This window comes from Arthrobacter sp. E1SS-5 (genome assembly GCF_057073715.1).
Genome location: NZ_CP172703.1, coordinates 1621943 through 1642469, shown reverse-complemented (window position 1 = coordinate 1642469; position 20527 = coordinate 1621943). Strand labels below are relative to the sequence as shown.

17 protein-coding genes, 1 tRNA gene and 1 pseudogene are annotated in these 20527 nt (G+C 66.1%); 3 read left to right on the top strand and 16 right to left on the bottom strand.

Going from position 1 to position 20527, the window contains the following annotated elements; genetic code table 11:
• Window positions 1–32: 32 nt before the first annotated feature.
• Window positions 33–3431, bottom strand: a complete 3399-nt coding sequence (locus tag ACIGJD_RS07600; protein WP_483688983.1) for a pyruvate carboxylase — start codon at window positions 3429–3431, stop codon at window positions 33–35.
• A 302-nt stretch (window positions 3432–3733) separates the two neighbouring features.
• Between ACIGJD_RS07600 and ACIGJD_RS07595 the strand changes: the two genes are divergently transcribed.
• Window positions 3734–4552, top strand: coding sequence for a ParA family protein (locus ACIGJD_RS07595; RefSeq protein WP_483688982.1), 819 nt, complete (start codon window positions 3734–3736; stop codon window positions 4550–4552).
• Window positions 4553–4647: 95 nt separating this feature from the next.
• On the opposite strand, the gene ACIGJD_RS07590 is transcribed toward ACIGJD_RS07595, so the two are convergent.
• The 5 genes from ACIGJD_RS07590 to gcvH form a co-directional block, all read right to left on the bottom strand.
• Entirely contained in the window at window positions 4648–5241 is a 594-nt protein-coding gene (locus ACIGJD_RS07590; RefSeq protein WP_142134380.1) for a MerR family transcriptional regulator, read from the bottom strand.
• A gap of 233 nt (window positions 5242–5474) precedes the next feature.
• Window positions 5475–5978 (bottom strand): bifunctional nuclease family protein, encoded by a 504-nt coding sequence (locus ACIGJD_RS07585; RefSeq protein WP_483688981.1) that lies wholly within the window; start codon window positions 5976–5978, stop codon window positions 5475–5477.
• Window positions 5978–6694: a transcriptional regulator FtsR gene (gene ftsR / locus ACIGJD_RS07580; protein WP_018763526.1), complete on the bottom strand. Its 717-nt coding sequence runs from the start codon at window positions 6692–6694 to the stop codon at window positions 5978–5980. Before ftsR ends, ACIGJD_RS07585 begins: the two co-directional genes overlap by 1 nt.
• Before the next feature lie 23 nt (window positions 6695–6717).
• A complete protein-coding gene (locus ACIGJD_RS07575) occupies window positions 6718–7194 on the bottom strand; it encodes an FHA domain-containing protein (protein WP_142134384.1) in 477 nt (158 codons plus the stop codon).
• Between the two features lie 156 nt (window positions 7195–7350).
• Complete coding sequence (gcvH, locus tag ACIGJD_RS07570; protein WP_142134386.1) at window positions 7351–7737, bottom strand: glycine cleavage system protein GcvH; 387 nt, start codon at window positions 7735–7737, stop codon at window positions 7351–7353.
• 167 nt (window positions 7738–7904) lie between these two features.
• Between gcvH and ACIGJD_RS07565 the strand changes: the two genes are divergently transcribed.
• A complete protein-coding gene (locus tag ACIGJD_RS07565; protein WP_483688980.1) occupies window positions 7905–8774 on the top strand; it encodes an Fpg/Nei family DNA glycosylase in 870 nt (289 codons plus the stop codon).
• Window positions 8775–8890: 116 nt separating this feature from the next.
• The gene (locus ACIGJD_RS07560; protein WP_483688979.1) at window positions 8891–10669 is read left to right on the top strand and encodes a polysaccharide deacetylase family protein; all 1779 of its coding nucleotides are present in this window, start codon (window positions 8891–8893) and stop codon (window positions 10667–10669) included.
• A gap of 163 nt (window positions 10670–10832) precedes the next feature.
• Here the strand turns inward: ACIGJD_RS07560 and ACIGJD_RS07555 are convergent.
• The 10 genes and pseudogenes from ACIGJD_RS07555 to ACIGJD_RS07510 all read right to left on the bottom strand — a co-directional run bounded on the left by ACIGJD_RS07555 (window position 10833) and on the right by ACIGJD_RS07510 (window position 20429).
• Window positions 10833–10906 (bottom strand) — tRNA-Pro (locus ACIGJD_RS07555).
• 136 nt (window positions 10907–11042) lie between these two features.
• Complete coding sequence (der, locus tag ACIGJD_RS07550; protein ID WP_483689452.1) at window positions 11043–12590, bottom strand: ribosome biogenesis GTPase Der; 1548 nt, start codon at window positions 12588–12590, stop codon at window positions 11043–11045.
• Window positions 12591–12602: 12 nt separating this feature from the next.
• Window positions 12603–13278 (bottom strand): annotated as a pseudogene (locus tag ACIGJD_RS07545) (lysophospholipid acyltransferase family protein); the annotation flags it as partial.
• A gap of 31 nt (window positions 13279–13309) precedes the next feature.
• On the bottom strand, window positions 13310–14023 hold the full coding sequence (gene cmk, locus ACIGJD_RS07540) for a (d)CMP kinase (protein ID WP_483688978.1): 714 nt from the start codon (window positions 14021–14023) through the stop codon (window positions 13310–13312).
• Window positions 14023–15132, bottom strand: a complete 1110-nt coding sequence (locus ACIGJD_RS07535; protein WP_483688977.1) for a prephenate dehydrogenase — start codon at window positions 15130–15132, stop codon at window positions 14023–14025. The genes cmk and ACIGJD_RS07535 overlap by 1 nt, the downstream gene beginning before the upstream one ends.
• A gap of 3 nt (window positions 15133–15135) precedes the next feature.
• Window positions 15136–16344, bottom strand: coding sequence for a pseudouridine synthase (locus ACIGJD_RS07530; protein ID WP_483688976.1), 1209 nt, complete (start codon window positions 16342–16344; stop codon window positions 15136–15138).
• Between the two features lie 123 nt (window positions 16345–16467).
• Window positions 16468–17136 carry an SMC-Scp complex subunit ScpB gene (scpB, locus tag ACIGJD_RS07525; protein WP_483688975.1) on the bottom strand — a complete coding sequence of 223 codons (669 nt, stop codon included), beginning with the start codon at window positions 17134–17136 and terminating at the stop codon, window positions 16468–16470.
• A complete protein-coding gene (locus ACIGJD_RS07520) occupies window positions 17133–17948 on the bottom strand; it encodes a segregation and condensation protein A (protein WP_483688974.1) in 816 nt (271 codons plus the stop codon). Before ACIGJD_RS07520 ends, scpB begins: the two co-directional genes overlap by 4 nt.
• A 7-nt stretch (window positions 17949–17955) precedes the next feature.
• On the bottom strand, window positions 17956–18855 hold the full coding sequence (locus ACIGJD_RS07515; RefSeq protein WP_079597205.1) for a ParA family protein: 900 nt from the start codon (window positions 18853–18855) through the stop codon (window positions 17956–17958).
• A 230-nt stretch (window positions 18856–19085) separates the two neighbouring features.
• A complete protein-coding gene (locus ACIGJD_RS07510; RefSeq protein ID WP_483688973.1) occupies window positions 19086–20429 on the bottom strand; it encodes a cation:dicarboxylate symporter family transporter in 1344 nt (447 codons plus the stop codon).
• Window positions 20430–20527 lie beyond the last annotated feature (98 nt).

The window sequence follows — 20527 nt, the reverse complement described above, 5'->3', positions numbered from 1 at the left end:
TGGGAGGACCCTTTCGTTGCGTCTGGAACTTCCTACTGCTCGATGACCAGGATCAGGTCTCCACCCTGGACCTGCTCGACGGCGGAAATGGCGAGGCGGGAAACCTTGCCGGCTACCGGCGTCGTGATGGATGCTTCCATCTTCATTGCCTCGATGGTTGCCACGGTGTCTCCTGCCTTGACCGTATCGCCGGGCTTGACCGTGACGGTGACGGCGCCGGCGAACGGTGCAGCCACCTGGCCCGGCTGGGCGGGATCGGCCTTTTCGGCGGCCTTGACGTTGCTCACCACGGAACGGTCGCGCACCACCACGGGGCGGGACTGGCCGTTGAGGGTGCACATGACGGTGCGCATACCCTTTTCGTCCGGCTCCGAGACCGCTTCCAGGGAGGCGATGAGGCGGACACCGCGTTCCAGCTGAATCTCGTGCTCGGTGCCGCGCTGGAGGCCGTACAGGTAGTCGCGGGTGTCCAGGACGGAGATGTTGCCGTACGTCTCCACGCTCTTCAGGTAGTCCTTGGTGGGGCCATCGAAGAGCAACCGGTTCAGCGTGTGCTGGCGGGTCTTCGAGTCGGATTTCAAGGCGGCGCTGTCCTCGGAGCTCAGTTCGACGTCGCGGACCTTTACGCTCCTGCCCTGCAGGGCCTTGGTGCGGAAGGGCTCGGGCCAGCCTCCGGGAGGATCACCGAGCTCGCCGGACAGGAAGCCGATGACTGAGTCGGGGATGTCGTAGTTCTGCGGGTTCGCTTCGAAGTCCGCAGGATCGGCATTGAGGCCCACCAGGTGCAGGGCGAGGTCGCCCACCACCTTGGAGGACGGCGTAACCTTCACCAGGTGTCCCAGGATGCGGTCGGCGGCGGTGTACATATCCTCGATCGCTTCGAACCGCTCCCCCAGGCCCAGGGCCATGGCCTGCTGGCGCAGGTTGGACAGCTGGCCACCGGGGATCTCGTGCTTGTACACCCGGCCGGTGGGCCCGGGCAGCCCCGATTCGAAGGGGGCGTAGACGCGGCGGACCGCTTCCCAGTACGGCTCAAGTGAGCTGACGGCGTCCAGGCTGAGGCCGGTGTCCCGGGGTGTGTGGGCCAGGGCAGCAACAAGGGCCGACGCCGACACCTGGCTGGTGGTGCCGGCCAGGGACGCGGACGCCACGTCCACGGCATCCACGCCGGCGTCGACAGCGGCCAGCAGGGTGGCCAGCTGGCCGCCCGCGGTGTCGTGCGTGTGCAGGTGGACCGGCAGGTCGAAGCGCTCACGGAGCGCCGCAACGAGCTTGGCAGCAGCGGCGGGACGCAGCAGCCCGGCCATGTCCTTGATCGCCAGGATGTGGGCCCCGGCGTCGACGATCTTTTGCGCCAACCCCAGGTAGTAGTCCAGGGTGTAGAGCTTCTCTGCCGGGTCCAGCATGTCGCCGGTGTAGCAGAGCGCCACTTCCGCCACGGCGGTGCCGGTGGCACGGACGGCACGGATGGCCGGAGCCATTTGGTTGACGTCGTTCAGGGCATCGAAGATGCGGAAGATGTCGATGCCCGTGGCGGCGGCCTCGTTGACGAAGGCTTCGGTGACTTCTTCCGGGTAGGGCGTGTACCCCACCGTGTTGCGTCCGCGGAGCAGCATCTGGATGCAGACGTTTGGCATGGCCTTGCGCAGGGCCGCCAGCCGGTCCCAGGGGTCCTCGCCCAGGAAGCGCAGCGCCACGTCGTAGGTGGCTCCACCCCACGCCTCAACGGACAGCAGCTGCGGCATCAGGGCTGTAACGGCGGGGCCCGCCGCCACGAGGTCGCGGGTGCGGACGCGGGTGGCCAGCAGGGACTGGTGCGCGTCGCGGAAAGTGGTGTCGGTGACGGCAACGGCATTCTGCTCACGCAGTGCCTTCGCGAAGCCTTCCGGGCCCAGCTCAAGGAGCTTCTGCCGTGAACCGGGCTCTGCCTGCCTGTCCTTGACGTCGGGCAGCTTGTGGGCGGGATCCGAATGCACCGTCAGCTCGCCGTTGGGCTTGTTGACGGTGACGTCGGCCAGCCAGGTGAGGAGCTTGGTGCCGCGGTCGGCCGAGACCCGGGCCTTGAGCAGCTCCGGACGCTGATCGATGAAGTTGGTGGCAACGTCCCCGGCAATGAAGTCGGGATCGTCCAGCACGGCCTGGAGGAAGGGGATGTTCGTGGACACACCACGGATGCGGAACTCCGCCAAGGCACGACGGGCGCGGGCAACCGCGGTGGGGTAGTCCCTGCCGCGGCAGGTGAGCTTGACCAGCATGGAATCGAAGTGGGGGCTGATCTCGGCGCCCGAGTACACCGTGCCGCCGTCCAGGCGGACGCCGGCGCCGCCGGCGGAGCGGTACCCGGTGATCTTTCCGACATCGGGGCGGAAGCCGTTGGCGGGATCCTCCGTGGTGATGCGGCTCTGGAGGGCCGCGCCGCGAAGCTTGACCGTGTCCTGCGAGAGGCCAAGGTCGGCGAGGGTCTCGCCGGAGGCGATCCGCATCTGGGCCTGGACCAGGTCCACATCCGTGACTTCCTCGGTAACCGTGTGCTCCACCTGGATCCGCGGGTTCATTTCGATGAACACGTGCTGGCCTGCCCGCTCACCCTCGGTGTCCACCAGGAACTCCACCGTACCGGCGTTGACGTACTTCAATGCCTGGGCAAACTTCACGGCGTCCCGGTAGAGGGCCTGGCGGATATTGTCGTCCAGGTTGGGGGCGGGAGCGATCTCGATGACCTTCTGGTGCCGCCGCTGGATGGAACAGTCGCGCTCGAACAGGTGCATGACGTTGCCCTCGGCGTCCGCCAGGATCTGCACTTCGATGTGCCGGGGACGGAGGACCGCCTGCTCAAGGAACATGGTGGGATCACCGAACGCGGCGTCCGCTTCACGCATGGCCGACTTTAGGGCTTCGGGCAGGGCCTCGCGGGTATCCACCCGGCGCATGCCGCGGCCGCCACCGCCGGCAACAGCTTTGGCGAAGATGGGGAATCCGATCTCATCGGCCGCTGCCAGGAGCTCATCCAGGTCCTTGGAGGGCTCGCTGGACTTCAGGACCGGCACGCCGGCATCGCGGGCGGCCTTCAATGCCGCCACCTTGTTGCCTGCGAGCTCCAGCACTTCGGCCGGCGGCCCCACGAAGGTGATGCCCGCTTCCTTTGCCGCACGTGCCAGCCCGGGGTTCTCAGAGAGGAAGCCGTAGCCCGGGTAGATGGCGTCAGCGCCGGACTCCTTGGCAACGCGCACCACCTCCGCAACGTCAAGGTATGCCCGGACGGGGTGTCCTTCCTCGCCAATCAGGTAGGCCTCGTCCGCTTTCTGGCGGTGGATTGAGTTTCGGTCCTCTTGGGGAAAAACGGCAACGGTCTTGGCGCCCAGCTCGTAGCCTGCGCGGAAGGCCCTGATCGCGATTTCACCGCGGTTGGCCACCAGAACTTTGGAAAACATACTTCTCCTGCATCATTGCTGGGTGGATCGATGAGTGGTCACAGTGTCTAGGACCTACAAGGACAAACACAAATCTTTGTGGTCACGGTCACAGATTTTCCCGTCATGTCCCGAACGCTTTCAGCCTGGCTGGCGGAAACCGCCCCGGCAGCACAGTCGCTGGCATGCCGACGCCCGATAAAGCAGGATTCGCCGACGCATCAACATATGATGAGTAGGGCGGCAGGACCGTCCGGCTTCGGCTCTGCCGAGGCAAACATTACTCCCAACACGGCATCCGGCGTTAGGTTTTGGTCTCTCAAGTGCAAGTAGTCAGCATCAGCAGCCTCAAGGGTGGAGTCGGCAAGACTTCCGTCACCACAGGATTGGCGTCTGCGGCGCTGGCCGCGGGCGTACGCACGCTGGTGGTGGACCTCGACCCGCATGCCGACGCCACCACCGCCCTGGGTGTCCAGCCGGGCGACCAGTTGGACATAGGGAGGATGCTCAAGAGCCCCCGCAGGGCGAAACTGGCGGAGAACGTGGTCCGCAGCAGCTGGGCTGACCGCACCGCCTCGAACGGCTCCGGGCCCGCCGTCCTGGACGTCGCCGTCGGCTCCGCCTACACGGGCATCTACGACCGGCCGGACCTGGGCCGCCGCGACCTCCGCCGGCTTTCCGCCGTGCTTGCCGGCGCCGACGACTACCAGCTGGTGCTGATCGACTGCCCGCCGTCCCTCAACGGCCTGACGCGCATGGCCTGGGCCGCCAGCGACAAGGTTGCCCTGGTTGCCGAACCCGGCCTGTTCTCCGTGGCCGGAACGGAACGCACCATGCGGGCCATCCAGCTGTTCAAGCAGGAGTTCGCTCCGAACCTGTCTCCGGCCGGGATCGTGGCAAACCGTGTCCGGAGCGGCTCGTCGGAGCACACCTACCGCCTTGCGGAAATGGAGTCCATGTTCGGTGAACTCCTCCTGAGCCCGCGCATACCGGAACAGGCCAACTGGCAGCAGATCCAGGGCGCCGCCCATCCCGTCCATCACTGGCCCGGGGACTCGGCCAAGTCCGCCGCCGGCCTGTTTGACGACCTTTTGTCCAACCTGATGGCCACCCGCAGCGGCCTGCGGAGCCGGGCCAGATAGGCGGGAAGCTGGTCAACCTTTTAGCGCGCCCAGGCTTAAACGCCCAGGGGCCGTCCTCCAGCCGGAGGGCGGCCCCTGATGCGTTGTCCTACGGGTCAGCTGATTTTCCGCGCGGCCCGTCGCTTGCTGAGTTCGTCGTCGGGAAAGGACTGCTCGGCGGCGTGTTCGCTGGGCAGTGAAGCCAGGCTGCCTTCCACCTCGCGCCATACCCGCCCCACGGCAATGCCGAAGACGCCCTGGCCGCCCTGGACCAGGTCAATGACCTCATCTGCCGACGTGCATTCGTAGACGCTGGCGCCGTCGCTCATAAGCGTGATCTGCGCCAGGTCCTCAACCCCACGCTCGCGCAGGTGTTCCACTGCGGTGCGGATCTGCTGCAGGGACACACCGGTGTCGAGGAGCCGCTTGACCACCTTAAGCACCAGGATGTCGCGGAATCCGTACAGCCGCTGGGATCCGGATCCTGCGGCGCCACGGACGGCCGGTTCCACGAGGCCGGTACGGGCCCAGTAATCAAGTTGTCGGTAGGTGATGCCTGCAGCCTTGCAGGCGGTGGGTCCCCGGTAGCCGGCGTCTTCGTCCAGTACGGGAAGGTCCTCGGTGAACAGGAGGCCCTGGGCACCACTTACGGGCACAGCAACACCAGCCTTGGGCTGCTTTAGCCCGCCTGCTTCGCCTTTGGGACTCACCTGGATCCTCCTTGTCGTACGCTCCCTTGGTACTGATACGGCTGCCTGGGCCTGAAGACCATGCGTGTAATTTTTCCGCGGGGCGCACTTTCCAGTGTGACTTGCGCGGCTGCCGTAAGCAAGGAAACTTGATACTTCGACGTTAGGCCCGGCGGGTCCGGAGGTCAAAGACCTTCGGGGCTTTGAAGAGGCGTGTCGAAACTTTCAGCCTTAACTTTAACCTTAACGTGACCTTAGCCGTCGAAATCCTCGGGTTCCACGTCGTCCAGGAACTCGCGGAAGCGGCGCATTTCGCGTTCCTCATCGACGGTGGGGCCGGGCTCGGCGTCCTCCCCCTCGTCGTGCTCGGTGATGCGGACTCCTGCCTCGTCCATCACCGAATCGGCGCACCAGATCCGGCACTTGGCGCGCAGTGCCACCGCCAGCGCATCCGAGGCACGTGAGCTGACAGTGGTTCCGTTTTCAAACTGCAGCTGCCCGTAGAAGATGTTGTCCTCCACCGCCACGATGTTCACGCTGACCACGGAGTGGCCCAGGGTCTCCACGACATCCACGAGCAGGTCATGGGTCATGGGCCGGGGCGGGACCACGCCCTGCTGGGCCAGGGCAATGGCGCTGGCTTCCGGGGTGCCGATCCAGATGGGCACGTGGCGTTCGCCGTGCATCTCCTTAAGCAGGACCAGCGGCTGGTTGGAAGGCAGTTCAATGCGAACGCCTACAATCTCGACTTCGATCATCAGATGTCCATGCGTGAGATGTGGTCCTGCACCAGGGCCCTGTGCAGGGTGAGGCAGAGGTCGCTGATTTCGCGGGCGGCCTCGGCTGCCCGTGCCTGCGATGCCGAGTCCTTGCGGGAGGCAAGCGGCGCGACCGCACGTTCCACCAGGCCGAATTCCCTTTCGGCCGCTGCCTGGAAGGGCCTCAGGTGCCGGGGTTCCAGGCCGTGGCTTTCCAGCTGGACGCAGGCGCGGGCCACCTGGAGGGCGTGCTCGTCGAACTGTCCGTTGCTGTGGCTGATGAGGCCGAAGCTCAAGAGTGACTGCAGCAGGGGAACGCTGGCGCCGGATTCGGTGCGGAGCTGTTCCTCGCTGAGCTTCCGGCCGCGGTTCTGCAGCTCCGCAGCCAGCTCGTCGGAAACGATGCGTGGGGAAACCACGACGCCGGGCGGCAGGTTCTCCGGGCGCTCTCCCCTGTCGATGGCGTCAAGGTAGTCCTTGATGACTTTCAGGGGCAGGTACTGGTCCCGCTGCAGGGCCAGCACAAAGCGCAGCCGCTCCACGTCGCCGTCGGAATACTGGCGGTACCCGGCAGGGGTGCGCCGCGGGTTGATGAGTCCCTTTTCTTCAAGGAACCGGATTTTCGACGCGGTCATGCCCGGGAAGTCGGCGCTCAGCTGGGCGAGGACTTCGCCGATGTTCAGGACCTGGGGGCCCCGGCGTTCCGGTTGTGCCATTGCCACAGGCAGCGGTCCCCGGGTCAGCTGCGGCCTGCAGCCGTGGCAGGGCTCAGGTAGAAGGTGAGGCGGAACTTGCCAATCTGGACTTCGCTGCCGGACTTCAGCTCAACGCGGTCCACCCGGTCATGGTTGACGTAGGTGCCGTTGAGGCTGTTCTTGTCCACCACTTCGAAGCTGCGCGCGGTGCGCCGGAATTCGACGTGGCGGCGCGACACCGTGACGTCGTCCAGGAAGATGTCCGCATCCGGGTGGCGGCCCGCGGTGGTCACGTCCGAATCCAGCAGGAACCGGGCACCGGCATTCGGGCCGCTGTGGGCCACGAGCAGCGCCGAACCTGCGGGCAGCGCCTCAACCGAGTTGCGCTCGTCCGAGGACAGCTTGGGCGCGATGGTGGGTTCATCGGTGACGGGGGTGAGATGGATCGAGGTGGTCTCCGACGCCCTAGCCGCACCCGTGCCGTAATCCCCATCGGCAGGGTTGTGTCTGTGGCCAGCCATGGATTCCTCCTCTTAGACGTTGCGGGCACCAAACCCGCAACCAACGTTTGCTCTGCCGGCCCTGCCAGCAGGTCCGGCACCGGCTCCCGTTCCCGGCTTGACGTGCGAAGACGCGTTGCCTGCGGCGCGGGGCCGGACCGGAATTACCGGTTAGCTTTAGCCTACCTGTTGTTCGTACTCGGATGCACTGAGCAAAGACTCAACGGCGTCCGGTTCGGCGAGTTTGACCTCGATGAGCCAGCCGTCACCGTAGGGATCGGTGTTGATCAGGGCTGAATCGCTGTCCAGGGAGTCGTTGCGGCCCACGACCTCCCCGGAAACGGGTGCGTAGATGTCGCTCACGCTCTTGGTGGACTCGACTTCGCCCACCACTTCGTTTGCCGTAATCTTCGTGCCCACTTCGGGCATCTGGGCGTAAACGACATCTCCAAGGGCGTCCTGGGCAAAGTCGGTAATTCCCACGCGGACCACGCCATCGGCATTGGGGGCGGTGACCCACTCATGTTCCGCGGTGTAGGACAGGTCTTCGGGAATGTTGCTCATGGGGGGCCTTTCATCGGGGTACACGCCAATGTCAAAAGGGGCCCGCAAAACGGGCCGCCGCTGAAAGTATAGGCATAACTGCCGGGGCCGGCACCGGGGCTTTCTGACAAGATGGGGCCATGAATGAAAGCAACGGTGCAGCGTCCCCGGAACTGGGCGGGTAGGCCATGCCTGAACTGCCTGAAGTCGCCGGCCTCGCCGGGTTCCTGGATGAGCAACTGCGGGGCTGCGTGGTCACCAAACTGCAGATCGTCTCCTTTGCCGTGCTCAAGACGGCGGATCCGCCCTTCAACGCCATCGAAGGACGCACGGTGTCGGGCGTACGCAGATTCGGAAAATTCATCAGCGTCGACACGGAGGGCATATCACTGGTGTTCCACCTGGCGCGGGCAGGCTGGGTGCGTTTCACCGACTCCCCTGCCGACAGCCAGCTCCGGATGGGCAAGGGCCTCATAGCGGTCAGGTGTGCATTCTCGGGTCCGGAAGGGCCCCGCGGGCTGGACCTGACCGAGGCGGGCACCAAGAAGAGCCTGGCCGTCTACGTGGTGCGGGACCCGCAGGAGGTGCCGGGCATCGCCACGCTGGGTCCAGATCCCTTTACCGAGGCGTTCGACGCCGACATGCTGGCTGAAATCCTGGCCGGCAGTTCCCAGCAAATCAAGGGACTCCTGCGCAGCCAGAGCGTCATTGCAGGCATCGGGAATGCCTACAGCGACGAAATCCTGCATGCCGCCCGGATCTCGCCCTTCGCGATCGCAAAGTCCCTGGACCGGGACACCGTGCAGGTGTTGTACGACGCCATCCACAGCGTGTTGGGTGAAGCGCTGGCCGAGGCCAGCGGCAAGCCTCCAAAGGACCTGAAGGACGTCAAGCGCAGCCACATGCGCGTGCACGCCCGGGCCGGCCAGCCCTGCCCTGTATGCGGCGACACCGTCCGGGAGGTGTCGTTCGCGGACACGGCCCTGCAGTACTGCCCCACGTGCCAAACCAAGGGCAAGATCCTGGCGGACCGCAGGACCTCGAAGTTCCTCAAGTAGGGAAGGCCCGGCACCGAAGCCTGTAATTCGGGACTTCCGGTCCTGCCCGGACACACCCCTGGGGCGTAGCGTCTTGATCAAGGCTCGCAAGTCTCGATCAGTTCTAAGGGGCCACAATGCGCCGGTCTCGATTCGCCGTCCTCGGAACAGCCTTGGCCCTCGCCCTCGGCGGTGGTCCCGGGGGCACCGCCTTTGCGCCGCCCGTGGCCGCCGCGCCGGCGGTGGCTGCCCAGCGGAGCGTTCCAGCGTCCATAGCCGTTGAGCAGGCCGGCGATGACGCGATCGTCCAGCACTACGAGCAGCTCGGCGGCAGTGCATCATTCCTCGGCACGCCCGTCGGCGGCGCGTATGACATTGCTGGGGGCCGCGCCCAGGACTACACCGCCGGCACGATCTACTGGAGCGCCGGCACCGGGGCGCGCGAGGTGCACGGGGCCATCCGCGCACGCTATCTCGCGCTGGGCGGGCCCGCCGGGTTCTTTGGCTTTCCCCTGACCGACGAAAACGCCACCCCCGGCGGCGGCGGCCAGTACAACGACTTCGTCCGCGGCACAATCTACTGGAGCCCCGCCACCGGAGCACATGAAGTGCACGGGGCCATCCGCGCACGCTATCTCGCACTGGGCGGGCCCGCCGGGTTCTTTGGCTTCCCCGTGACGGACGAAAACGCCACGCCCGGCGGCGGCGGCCAGTACAACGACTTCGCCCGCGGCACAATCTACTGGAGCCCCGCCACCGGAGCGCACGAGGTGCACGGGGCCATCCGCGCACGCTATCTCGCACTGGGCGGGCCCGCCGGGTTCTTTGGCTTCCCCGTGACGGACGAAAACGCCACGCCCGGCGGCGGCCAATACAACGACTTCGCCCGCGGCACAATCTACTGGAGCCCCGCCACCGGAGTGCACGAGGTGCACGGGGCCATCCGCGGACGCTATTTGGAGCTCGGCGGGCCGGCCGGCGTGCTCGGATTTCCCGTGACGGACGAGACTGCCGCCCCCGACGGGGCCGGCAGGTACAACCACTTCAGCGGCACGAACGCCGGCTCGTCGATCTACTGGTCGCCTGCCACGGGAGCCCACGAAGTGTACGGAGCCATCCGGGCCCAGTGGGCGGCCCTCGGTTGGGAGCGCAGCCGGCTCGGTTACCCCACCAGCGGCGAGTACGGCATCACCGGCGGGCGAAGAAACGACTTCCAGCACGGTTCGATCCTGTGGCACGCGGCCAGCGGCAGGACCGAGGTCGTCTACACCAGCGTCCCCTCGGCGCTCCTGGGCGTAGACCTCGAGCGCATTCCGACTACCCAGAAGGTTGTCGCGCTCACGTTCGACGCCGGCGCGAACGACGCCGCTCTCCGCCCGGTCCTCGCCATCCTCGCAGCCAACGGCGTCCCTGGTACGTTCTTCCTCACCGGAGACTGGGTCAACCAGTTCCCCTCAGACCCGGCGCTGATCTACAACGCGGGGCATCGGATCGGCAACCATTCGATGACCCACCCGGATTTCACCACCCTGACCGACGCCGGGATCGCAGCTGAGATCAGCAGCGCACAGAGGACCATCGAGGCCGCTGGAGGCGACCCGCTCCCGTTCTTCCGCTTCCCGTTCGGGGCCCGCAATTCCCGCACGATCGCAGACGTCAACGCCGCCGGCTACGCGGCAGTCCGGTGGACCATTGACACCCTGGGCTGGGAAGGGACCATGAACGGAACGCGGGGCCCGGACTTTATCGTCCAGCGCGTCATGGCGTCCGCCCAGCCCGGGGAGATCGTCCTGATGCACCTCGGCTCGAACCCCGACGACGGCTCAACACTCGACGCCGCAGCCCTCCCACAGGTAATCTCCCAGCTTCGGGCGGCGGGCTACGGCTTCGTCACCCTCGACGCCGCCCTCGGCTGACTGTCCCCCGGGCCCGGCACCGCCCAGGACACCCTCAAGCGGACAAATCACCTCCGGCTTCCGGGGTGAGTTGTCCAAATGAAGGTGCGCGGGCAAAGAATGGCCAGGAACCCAAAAAAGCGGAAAGCGCCGGAGAAATTCTCCGGCGCTTTCCGCTTTTCGGTCGGGCTGACAGGATTTGAACCTGCGACCCCTTGACCCCCAGTCAAGTGCGCTACCAAGCTGCGCTACAGCCCGCTGGTTCCGCCGTTCTCCGCTGAATACAACCCGAAGGTTTTCATCAGCAGTCCGGCCGAACCACCTAGAAGAGCTTACACGATCCGGAGGGGTGCCTGTGACACTTTCCGGTGATCAGCCCCAAGGTGTGTCGCAATTAACGCTTCCGGCTGCGCTTCTCGCGCACGCGCATGCTGACTTCGATGGGGGTGCCTTCGAATCCGAAGGTTTCACGCAGCCGGCGCGTGATGAAACGGCGGTACCCGGGGTCCAGGAATCCGGTGGTGAACAACACGAACTTCGGCGGCCGGCTGGAGGCCTGGGTGCCGAAGAGGATGCGCGGCTGCTTGCCGCCGCGGACCGGGTGCGGGTGCGCGGCCACGAGCTCGCCGAGGAAGGCATTCAGGCGCCCGGTGGCAATGCGCCGGTCCCAGTTCTCCAGGGCCAGGTCCAGCGCAGGAACCAGGCGGTCCTTGTGCCAGCCGGTCTTTGCGGAGATATTGACGCGCGGAGCCCAGTCGACGTGCGCCAGGTCCTGCTCGATCTCGCGCTCCAGGTAGCGGCGGCGTTCGTCATCGAGCAGGTCCCACTTGTTGAAGGCCAGGACCAGGGCGCGCCCGGACTCGATGGCCAGCTGCAGGATGCGCACGTCCTGCTCGCTGAGGACCTCGTCCACGGCGAGGAGCACGACGGCGACCTCCGCCTTCTCGAGCGCGGCCTGCGTCCGGAGGGAGGCGTAGTAGTCCGCGCCCTGGGCCATGTGCTGGCGGCGGCGGATGCCGGCGGTATCAACAAAGCGCCAGGTGCGGCCGCCGAGTTCGATGAATTCGTCCACGGGGTCCCGGGTGGTGCCGGCGGTGTTGTCCACCACCACGCGTTCGGATCCGGCGAGCTTGTTCAGCAGCGAGGACTTGCCAACGTTGGGGCGGCCGATGAGGGCCACGCGCCGGGGACCGCCGGAGCGTTCCACGCCTTCGATGGTGGAGAACTCGGGCAGCACGTCCATGACGTGGTCCAGGAGGTCGGCAACCCCACGGCCGTGCAGCGCCGACACCGGGTAGGGCTCGCCGAAGCCGAGGCCCCAAAGCGCGGCGCTGTCGGCTTCCTGGGCAAAGTCGTCCACTTTGTTGGCCACCATGATGACCGGCTTCTTGCTGCGGCGGAGCATCTTCATGACGCCCTCGTCCGTGGCCGTGGCGCCCACCGCGGAGTCAACCACGAACAGCACGGCGTCGGCGAGTTCCACTGCCATCTCGGCCTGTTCGGCAACCCGGGCGTGGATGCCGCGCGCGTCATGCTCCCACCCGCCGGTGTCCACCAGCGTGAAGTTGCGGCCGTTCCAGTGCGCGGAGTACATCACGCGGTCCCGGGTGACACCCGGGGTGTCCTCCACCACTGCTTCGCGACGCCCGAGGATGCGGTTTACCAGGGTGGACTTGCCCACGTTCGGCCGGCCGATGATGGCCAGGACGGGATCCAGCTTGAGGGGGCCCTCAAAGTCCTCGTCGCCGTACTCGCCGCTCAGCAGGGCGGCGTCGTCCTCGTCAAGCTCGTAGTCCTCCAGGCCGGCCCGGAGGGAAGCGGCACGCAACTCCGCTTCGTCGTCGTCAATCGCTGCCAGCCGTTCGGCAACCTGGTCGGTGCCTGTGGGCCTGTAGTCGTCGTCGGCGCCGGAATGCCCGGAAGTCTGGGTGGTGTCGCTCATTGCAAGTCCTTTGTGGTCATCTGCCGGCGTCCCCGGCTACTGCTGTCAAGTCTTTTTGGTCAGCATTGGGCAGTGGCTGCCCGCTGACCTGGATAGTGTCCTGGACGTGCCCTGCCAGCGCTGCACGGATCTCCTGCGCCGCCCTGTCCATTGAAGCACGGCCGGTTTCGCCGGCCCGGCGTGCCAGGGTGAGGGCGGAGCCGAAACTGACGTGGAAGCGCCGCCCGGGCCGCGGAACGAAGTCCAGGTGCTCATCGCCCTGGCGTGTGCCCAGGATGGCGACCGGCACTACCGGCGCCCCGCTGTTCAGTGCCAGCCAGGCCACGCCGCCGTTGATGTCCGCGGCTGCCCCGCTCCCCCGGGTCCCTTCAGGAAGGATCCCAACGCACCGCCCGGCGTCGAGGACGTCCTTGCAGCGCTGCAGCGCGGTGCGGTCCCCGCGCCGGTCCACCGGAAGCTGGCCGGAGGCGGTGAGCACCCTGCCCAGGAATCCTTTGAACATCTCCTGCTTCACGAGGATGTGCATGGGCCGCGGCGCAGCGCCGAACATCACCGGCCCGTCAAGGAAGCTGATGTGGTTGCCTGCGAAGATCACCGGGCCGCCCGTGGGCACGTTGGTCCGGCCGGTCACGGTGGTCCGGTAGACCAGATGGTCAAGGATCCAGCCCACCGGCCGGCTCCATGCCATGGTCAGCCCGGACGGCAGGCCGGCGCCGGCGTCAGTCACGGTTGAGGACCTTGGTGACAATCACGAGGGCAGCATCCACGGTCTGTTCGAAGTCCAGGTCCGAGGAGTCCAGCGTCACTACGCCGGAGGCGGCCTGGGTGAAGTTCACCACGGTGGAGTCCTTGGCGTCCCGGTGCGTGACCTGGGCAGCCAGCTGCTCGGCGTCCTGTGTCCCACCCAGCTGGAGGCCGCGCCGGCGCAGCCGGGCTTCCTCGCTGGCGGTGAGGAGCATGCGCACCTCGGCCCCGGGCGCGACGACGGTGGTGATGTCCCTGCCTTCCACCACCATCCGGCGGTGGTGCTTTTCGATCAGGTCCCGCTGCCGCCGAATCAGTTCGGTCCGGGCGCCGAGGGTGGTGGCGACGGCGCTGACAGCGGCTGAGATGGCCGGCTCCCGGATGGCGTCCGTGACGTCCACGTCACCCACCCGGACATATTCCTCCAGCGGGCTGGTGCTCAGCTCAAGGACAAAGTCCCGGGAGGCCTGCTCCACGGCAGCCCCGTCCTCGAGGTCGATGCCTTCGGTGACGCAGTACCAGGTCAGGGCCCGGTACATGGCACCGGTGTCCAGGTAGGCCAGCCGCAGCCTGCGGGCAACTTCCTTGCTCACGCTGGATTTTCCGGAGCCGGACGGCCCGTCGATGGCCACCACCAGCGGGCGGCCGATACGCAGGGCGCGCATGGATTCGAGGAGTTCCTGTGTCATTACTGAAGTACCCGCCATCCGCGGTCGTTAAGGGCTTCGATCAAGTGGTCGTGCTTGTCCGGCAACACGGAGATTTCAACCATACCTACGTTTTGGCCCGACGAGTGGTCCAGCCGCATGTCCTCCAGATTGACGCCGATCTCGCCGATCTCGGTAAGCAGCTGTGCAATTTGGCCAGGCTTGTCGTCCACCAGGACGGTGAGCCACGCGTAGGCCTGCGGGGGCCCGCCGTGTTTCCCGGGGATCCGCGCCTGTCCGGCGTTCCCCTCACTGATGAGCTGGGCGAGATCCAGCCTGGCGCCGGGGGCAGCGGGGTTCTCCAAAGTGCCGATCAGTCGGTTCAGGTCTTCCCGGACACCGTAGAGGATCTCCACCACCTTGGCCGCGTTGCCGCCCAGGATCTGGACCCACAGGGTGGGGTCGCTTGCTGCGATCCGGGTGACGTCGCGCAGGCCGTTGCCCGCCAGGGACAGCGCGTGCAGCGGAGTCCCCTGCAGCCGGCTGGCCAGCAGCGAGGACATGACCTGGGGCAGGTGCGAGACCAGTGCCACCGCTTCATCGTGCTCATCTGCGGTGAACTGCGAGACGACAGCCCCAAGGTCGGAGGCGAGCGACCGGGCCACCTGCAACGCGTGGCCGGAGGTTTCCTCCGAGGGGCACAGCACCCACGGCATGGAAGTGAAGAGCTCGCCGCGCGCAGCTACCGGGCCGGACTTTTCGCGTCCTGCCATGGGGTGCGTCCCCACGTAGCGGGACAGGTCGACGCCGGATTCCCGCAGCCGGGCCAGGATCTCCGCCTTAACACTGGCGATATCGACAACCACGGCATCCGGGTAGTCCGACAGCGCGGCAAGGACGACGCCGGCCGTGACATCCGGCGGAGCAGCCACCACTACAAGCTGCGGCGAGGCGTCGCCCAGTTCCGGGAGCGGGCGGCCGGCACCGATGTCAACGGCCACCGCCTGGTTGGTGGGCGACGGGTCCGAAAGGAACACGGGCACGCCGCGCCCGCGCAGGCCCAGCCCAATGCTGGTTCCCAGCAGCCCGGTGCCAATGACCACCACCGGGCCATCCAGATGGCCGCGGCCTTGGCTTTTGAAGGCGGACATGCCTCAGAGCCCTACGGATGCCAGCAGGTGGCCGACTTCCTGCTTGCCCAGGTTGCGGATGCTGCCCTGGCGCTGGTCGCCCAGCCCGATGGGGCCCACCTTGACGCGGACCAGCCGCTGGACCGGGAAGCCGACCGCATCGAACATGCGGCGCACGATGCGGTTCTTGCCGGAGTGCAGCACAACTTCGATCAGCACGTGGCCAGGGGTGGAATCCACCAGGCGGAAGGAGTCGACGGCGGCCATGCCGTCTTCCAGCTCCACGCCGGCCTTCAGCTGGGCACCGACGCCCTGCGGGAACGGCCCGCGGACCTGCACCAGGTAGGTCTTGGGCACTTCGTAGGACGGGTGGGTCAGCCGGTTGGCCAGTTCGCCGTCGTTGGTCAGCAGCAGCAGGCCCTCGGTGGCGACGTCCAGCCGGCCCACGTGGAAGAGGCGTTCGCCGGTGTTCTTGTTGTTCTTGAGGAAATCGCTGATGCAGGGCCGGCCTTCGGGGTCCTCCATGGTGGACACCACGCCCTTGGGCTTGTTGAACACCATGTACACCAGGTTCTCGTCCAGCTGGATCCGCAGGCCGTCGACGTGGATCACTGCGGTCTTGGGATCAACGCGGACACCGAGCTCGGTGACAACCTGGCCGTCCACCTCGACGCGGCCCTCGGCGATCATTTCCTCGCAGACGCGCCGGGAGGCGACTCCTGCGGACGCCATGACCTTCTGGAGGCGCACGCCGTCGGCGTCGTGGAGTTCGGACTGGGGAACATTGCCGCGGGGATGCTTCTTCCGGGCCGGCTTGCGGACCGGCCCCAGGTTCTGGCCGAAGCGTTCGCTGCCGAATGCGCGGGAAGCTGCCGCCCCGGGCGCGCCGGTGCGGGGCTTGGGCTTGGGTGCGCCGGGAGTTCCGGGAGCCTTTTTGGCGCCGGGCTTCCTGGCGGCAGGCTTGCGCGACGACGGCTTGGCACCTTTGGCGCCCTCGGCGCCGCGTTCGGGCCGGCTCCCGGCGAGGTCGGGATCGATGAAGCGTTCCTCGCGCGGTTTCGGAGCGCGATGCGGACGGTCGCCGCCGAAGCCGGCAGAGCGTTTTCCTGTCCCGCCGCGGGAGCCCCCACTGAAGCTGCCTCCCTGTGAACCGCGCTGCTGGGAATTGTTGCGTTCGTTCCCGCCGCGTCCCGAACCGTTACGTGGTGAACCCTGGCGTCCCGCCTGTGTCATGACCCGTCCTTCAATATGTTTTGACCGGCAGCGATGTCCAAGGACAACCCTAGCCAGCCGTGCAGACTTCGTCTGCCCTGATAACTAAACCTGAAAATATTTGCTGCGGGCAGGGTGGCCTGCCTACATGGTTTCGGCGTCGTAGAACTCCGCGATTCCGTCGAGCCCCGGAAGGTGCGGCGAGAGCTGGGGCAAATCCTCAACGGAACTGATTCCCATCCGTTCGAGGAAATAGGAGGTAGTCCGGTACAGGATTGCGCCGGACTCGGGATCCGTTCCTGAGTCCTCGATCAGCCCGCGCTGGGTGAGCGTCCGCACGACGGAATCAACATTGACGCCGCGAATTGCAGACACACGGGCACGGGAGACTGGCTGCCGGTATGCGATGACTGCCAGTGTTTCCAAGGCCGCTTGGGTGAGCCTGGCAGTCTGCCCCTCCAGCACATATTTGCCAACAATGTCGGCGAATTCAGTGCGGGAGTAAATCCGCCAGCCACCAGCGATGTTCCGCAATTCAAAACCCCGGGGGCTGGAACCGATACCAGCGTGGCTGGCACTATCCATCTCCGGGGCTTTAACAGTATAGCCGTCAAACTCACGTTGCAGTTCGGCCAGAAGAGAACGGACTGCATGGACTGTCAAGCCAAGCCCTGCCGCCAATTCTTCCTCATTGGCGGGTTGGTCCAGGACCATGAGCACGGCCTCGAGGGCGGCTTTGGCACCGCCGGGAAGATGGTCGAGGTCGTGGTCGGAGTCCTCCTGCGGGTGGGTTTCGGGAAACTGGGGCGTCACGGTTGCTCCTCGTATTCTTCGCTCAGGTTGTCCGCTGACCAGTCCCGGCCTTCGGCCGTCCAGTGGATGGCAAGCTCCGCCAGCGGGGAGAGCTGGTCGAATGCGACTGCCCGGTCCCGGAACAGTTCCAGGAGTGCCAAAAACCGGGCCACCACCACCAGGGTGGAGCCGGCGTCGGCAATCAGCGAACGGAAGGTCATTGGTGACTCCTGCTGGAGCCTACGCCCCAGCAGTTCTGCCTGCTCCTTGACGCTGACGTTGCTGCCATGCAGGTGACCAAGCCCCACCTGCGGTGGCTGCGCCGGCGCCTTGGGCCGCAGCGCGGCCTCCGCCAGCGCTGCAAAATGCTGGGGCGTGTGTTTCCAGACCAGTTCGGGCAGCATCGCCGCGAAGTGTTCTTCCAGTGCCACTTGCCGTGGAAAGCGGCGGCCTTCCTGGTCCAGGGTTTCACCGAGGATGCCTGCCACCTGCTTGAAGGCCTTGTACTGAAGCAAGCGGGCGAAAAGGAGGTCCCGGGCCTCCAGCAGGGCGATGTCCTCGTCGTCCTCGACTTCGCCGGCAGGGAGGAGCCGCGCCGCCTTGAGGTCAAGCAAGGTGGCGGCAATCACCAGGAACTCGCTTGCCTCGTCCAAGGCCCATTCTTCACCTAGCTGCTGCAGCTTCCGGATGTACTTGATGAACTCATCGGTGACGGTGGCGATGGCCACTTCGGTAATGTCCAGCTGGTGCTTGGCGATCAGCCCCAGGAGGAGGTCGAACGGACCTGTGAAGTTGGCCAGCCGCACCTCGAAGCCGGGTTTGGATTCGGCCACGACGTGGTTAGGGTGCGCCGCCGCGGGAGATCAGCTCCTTGGCGAGCCGGCGGTAGGCGTCGGCGCCCACGTGGTTCCCCGCGTAGCTGGTGATGGGTTCAGCGGCCACGGTGGCGTCCGCGAACTTGATGGAGCGCTTGATGACGGTTTCGAAGACTTTGTCTCCGAACGCTTCCACCAGCCGGGTGATGACCTCGCGGCTGTGCAGCGTCCGTGCGTCGTACATGGTGGCCAGTACGCCGTCCACCTGCAGCCGCGGGTTCAACCGGTCCTGCACCTTGTCGATGGTTTCGACCAGGAGTGCCACTGCACGGAGGGCGAAGAACTCGCAGATGAGCGGGATGATGACGCCGTGGGCGGCCGTGAGGGCATTAACCGTGAGGAGCCCCAGGGACGGCTGGCAGTCGATCAGGACAACGTCGTAGTCGTCTTCGACTTTCTTCAGCGCACGGTCCAGGACCTGTTCACGTGCCACTTCATTGACCAGCTGCACTTCAGCCGCGGAGAGGTCGATGTTGGCCGGCAGCAGGTCCACGTTTTCGACGCCGGTCTGGTGGATGGCGTCCCGGATGTCCACCTTGCGGTCCATCAGGACGTTGTACACGGTGAGGTCCAGCTCGTGCGGGTTAACGCCCAGGCCGGCGGACAGCGCACCCTGGGGGTCGAAGTCCACCAGCAGGACGCGGCGGCCGTATTCCGCGAGCGCGGCGGCAAGGTTGATGGTGGAGGTGGTCTTCCCGACGCCGCCCTTCTGGTTGACCATGGCGATCACGCGGGCCGGCCCATGGGAGGACAGCGGTGCGGGTTCCGGGAACTCGCGGTACGGGCGACCCGTGGGGCCCATCACCGCGTTTTCCAGGTCGAATTCCGTGCCTTCCAGAGTTGCTGAACCCTGTTCGCTGCTCACGTATCTGTCCACACTTTCGATGACGGTGATTTCCTGCCGCCGGCTTGCCTGCGGCGTTCGTTCTGCTCCCAAGGTTACAGCGCCCGACACGGTATTCGACGGAACTTGACTTTCCGCGAATGTTGAGCCTTGACCCTCTAGCTGAGGTCGAAGGTTGAGGCACCGGGGATCGAAAAACCGCCCCCGCAGCCATGCTGCGGGGGCGGTTCTGGTTCGGTTGAGCGCGGGGGCTAGGCCTTCGAAGCCTCCAGTGCGCCTTCTTCCTTCGGAGCCATTTCGCCGTGGCCGGCGATCATGGTCTGCTCGTCGAAGGGCAGTTCGCCGGAGAGGACCCTGGAAACCTGGCCGCCGTCGATCTCCTTGACCCAGGTGCCCACCAGGACCGTGGCAACTGCGTTGCCCGTGAAGTTGGTCAGGGCGCGGGCCTCGGACATGAAGCGGTCGATGCCGACAATGATTCCCACACCGCCCAGCAGTTCGGGCCGGTGTGCCTGCAGGCCTGCTGCGAGGGTGGCCAGGCCGGCGCCGGTCACGCCGGCGGCGCCCTTGGAGGCGATGATCATGAAGACCAGCAGGGAGATCTGGGCGCCGAGGTCCAGCGGAGTTCCCATGGCGTTGGCCACGAAGAGGGACGCCATGGTCAGGTAGATGGCCGTGCCGTCCAGGTTGAAGGAGTAGCCGGTGGGAACGGTGACGCCGACGACGGGCTTGGAGACACCCAGGTGCTCCATCTTGGCGATCAGCCGCGGGAGGGCGGCCTCGGAGGACGAGGTGGAGAAGATGATGAGGTATTCGCGGGCCAGGTACTTCATCAGCTTGAAGATGTTGACGCCGGCGACCACCTGGAGAAGGCCGCCCAGGATGACGACGATGAACAGGGCGCAGGTGATGTAGAAGGCGATCATCAGGGTGAACATGCTCACGATGGCCTGGACGCCGGTTGCACCGACGACGGCGGCAATGGCGCCGAACGCACCTACCGGGGCGAGCCACATGATCATGATGAGGATGCGGAACACGAGCGCCTGTCCGTGGCCGATGGCCCGGAGGATGGGAGCACCCTGGGTGCCCATCTTCTGGAGTGCGAAGCCGACCAGGATGGCTGCCAGCAGGGTGGGCAGGACGGGGATGTCCCCGGGAATGATGCCGAGCAGGAAGTCCACGGTGCTGTCCGTGGCGGCCTTCTTGTTGGGATCGTAGGGGGTGAGCTTCAGGCCTTCGCCCGGGTGGATAATGTTGCCGACCACGAGGCCGATGGCCAGCGCGAAGGTGGACATGATGATGAAGTAGCCAAGCGCCAGGCCGCCCACCTTGCCGACCGTCGCCGCCTTGGCGATGGAACCGATGCCGAGCACGATGGTGCAGAAGATGACCGGTGCGATCATCATCTTGATCAGCTTGACGAAGCCGTCGCCCAGGGGCTTGAGGGACTTGCCCACCTCCGGGAACAGCAGGCCAACCAACGCACCAAGGACGACGGCGGCGATAACGGCGATGTAGAGGTAGTGGGACTTGTCCAGTCCCTTGCGCCGCGGCGTCGCGGTCTCGAGCGACTCTCCTCTTTGAGAAGCCATGTGTGTCTCCTTGTGGATATTCTGATAGACGCTGCGGCGCAGTCTCTGGGCTCAACACGTCCTTGCAATGTGATACCCATCATTCGGCACCCCGTGAT

What these genes read in the sequence shown, in the direction of transcription:
- ACIGJD_RS07600 (WP_483688983.1), bottom strand. Translation starts at nt 3,431, where the DNA reads ATGTTTTCCAAAGTTCTGGTGGCCAACCGCGGTGAAATCGCGATCAGG.
- ACIGJD_RS07585 (WP_483688981.1), bottom strand. Translation starts at nt 5,978, where the DNA reads ATGATCGAAGTCGAGATTGTAGGCGTTCGCATTGAACTGCCTTCCAAC.
- ftsR (WP_018763526.1), bottom strand. Translation starts at nt 6,694, where the DNA reads ATGGCACAACCGGAACGCCGGGGCCCCCAGGTCCTGAACATCGGCGAA.
- ACIGJD_RS07575 (WP_142134384.1), bottom strand. Translation starts at nt 7,194, where the DNA reads ATGGCTGGCCACAGACACAACCCTGCCGATGGGGATTACGGCACGGGT.
- gcvH (WP_142134386.1), bottom strand. Translation starts at nt 7,737, where the DNA reads ATGAGCAACATTCCCGAAGACCTGTCCTACACCGCGGAACATGAGTGG.
- ACIGJD_RS07565 (WP_483688980.1), top strand. Translation starts at nt 7,905, where the DNA reads ATGCCTGAACTGCCTGAAGTCGCCGGCCTCGCCGGGTTCCTGGATGAG.
- ACIGJD_RS07560 (WP_483688979.1), top strand. Translation starts at nt 8,891, where the DNA reads ATGCGCCGGTCTCGATTCGCCGTCCTCGGAACAGCCTTGGCCCTCGCC.
- der (WP_483689452.1), bottom strand. Translation starts at nt 12,590, where the DNA reads ATGAGCGACACCACCCAGACTTCCGGGCATTCCGGCGCCGACGACGAC.
- cmk (WP_483688978.1), bottom strand. Translation starts at nt 14,023, where the DNA reads ATGACACAGGAACTCCTCGAATCCATGCGCGCCCTGCGTATCGGCCGC.
- ACIGJD_RS07535 (WP_483688977.1), bottom strand. Translation starts at nt 15,132, where the DNA reads ATGTCCGCCTTCAAAAGCCAAGGCCGCGGCCATCTGGATGGCCCGGTG.
- ACIGJD_RS07530 (WP_483688976.1), bottom strand. Translation starts at nt 16,344, where the DNA reads ATGACACAGGCGGGACGCCAGGGTTCACCACGTAACGGTTCGGGACGC.
- ACIGJD_RS07510 (WP_483688973.1), bottom strand. Translation starts at nt 20,429, where the DNA reads ATGGCTTCTCAAAGAGGAGAGTCGCTCGAGACCGCGACGCCGCGGCGC.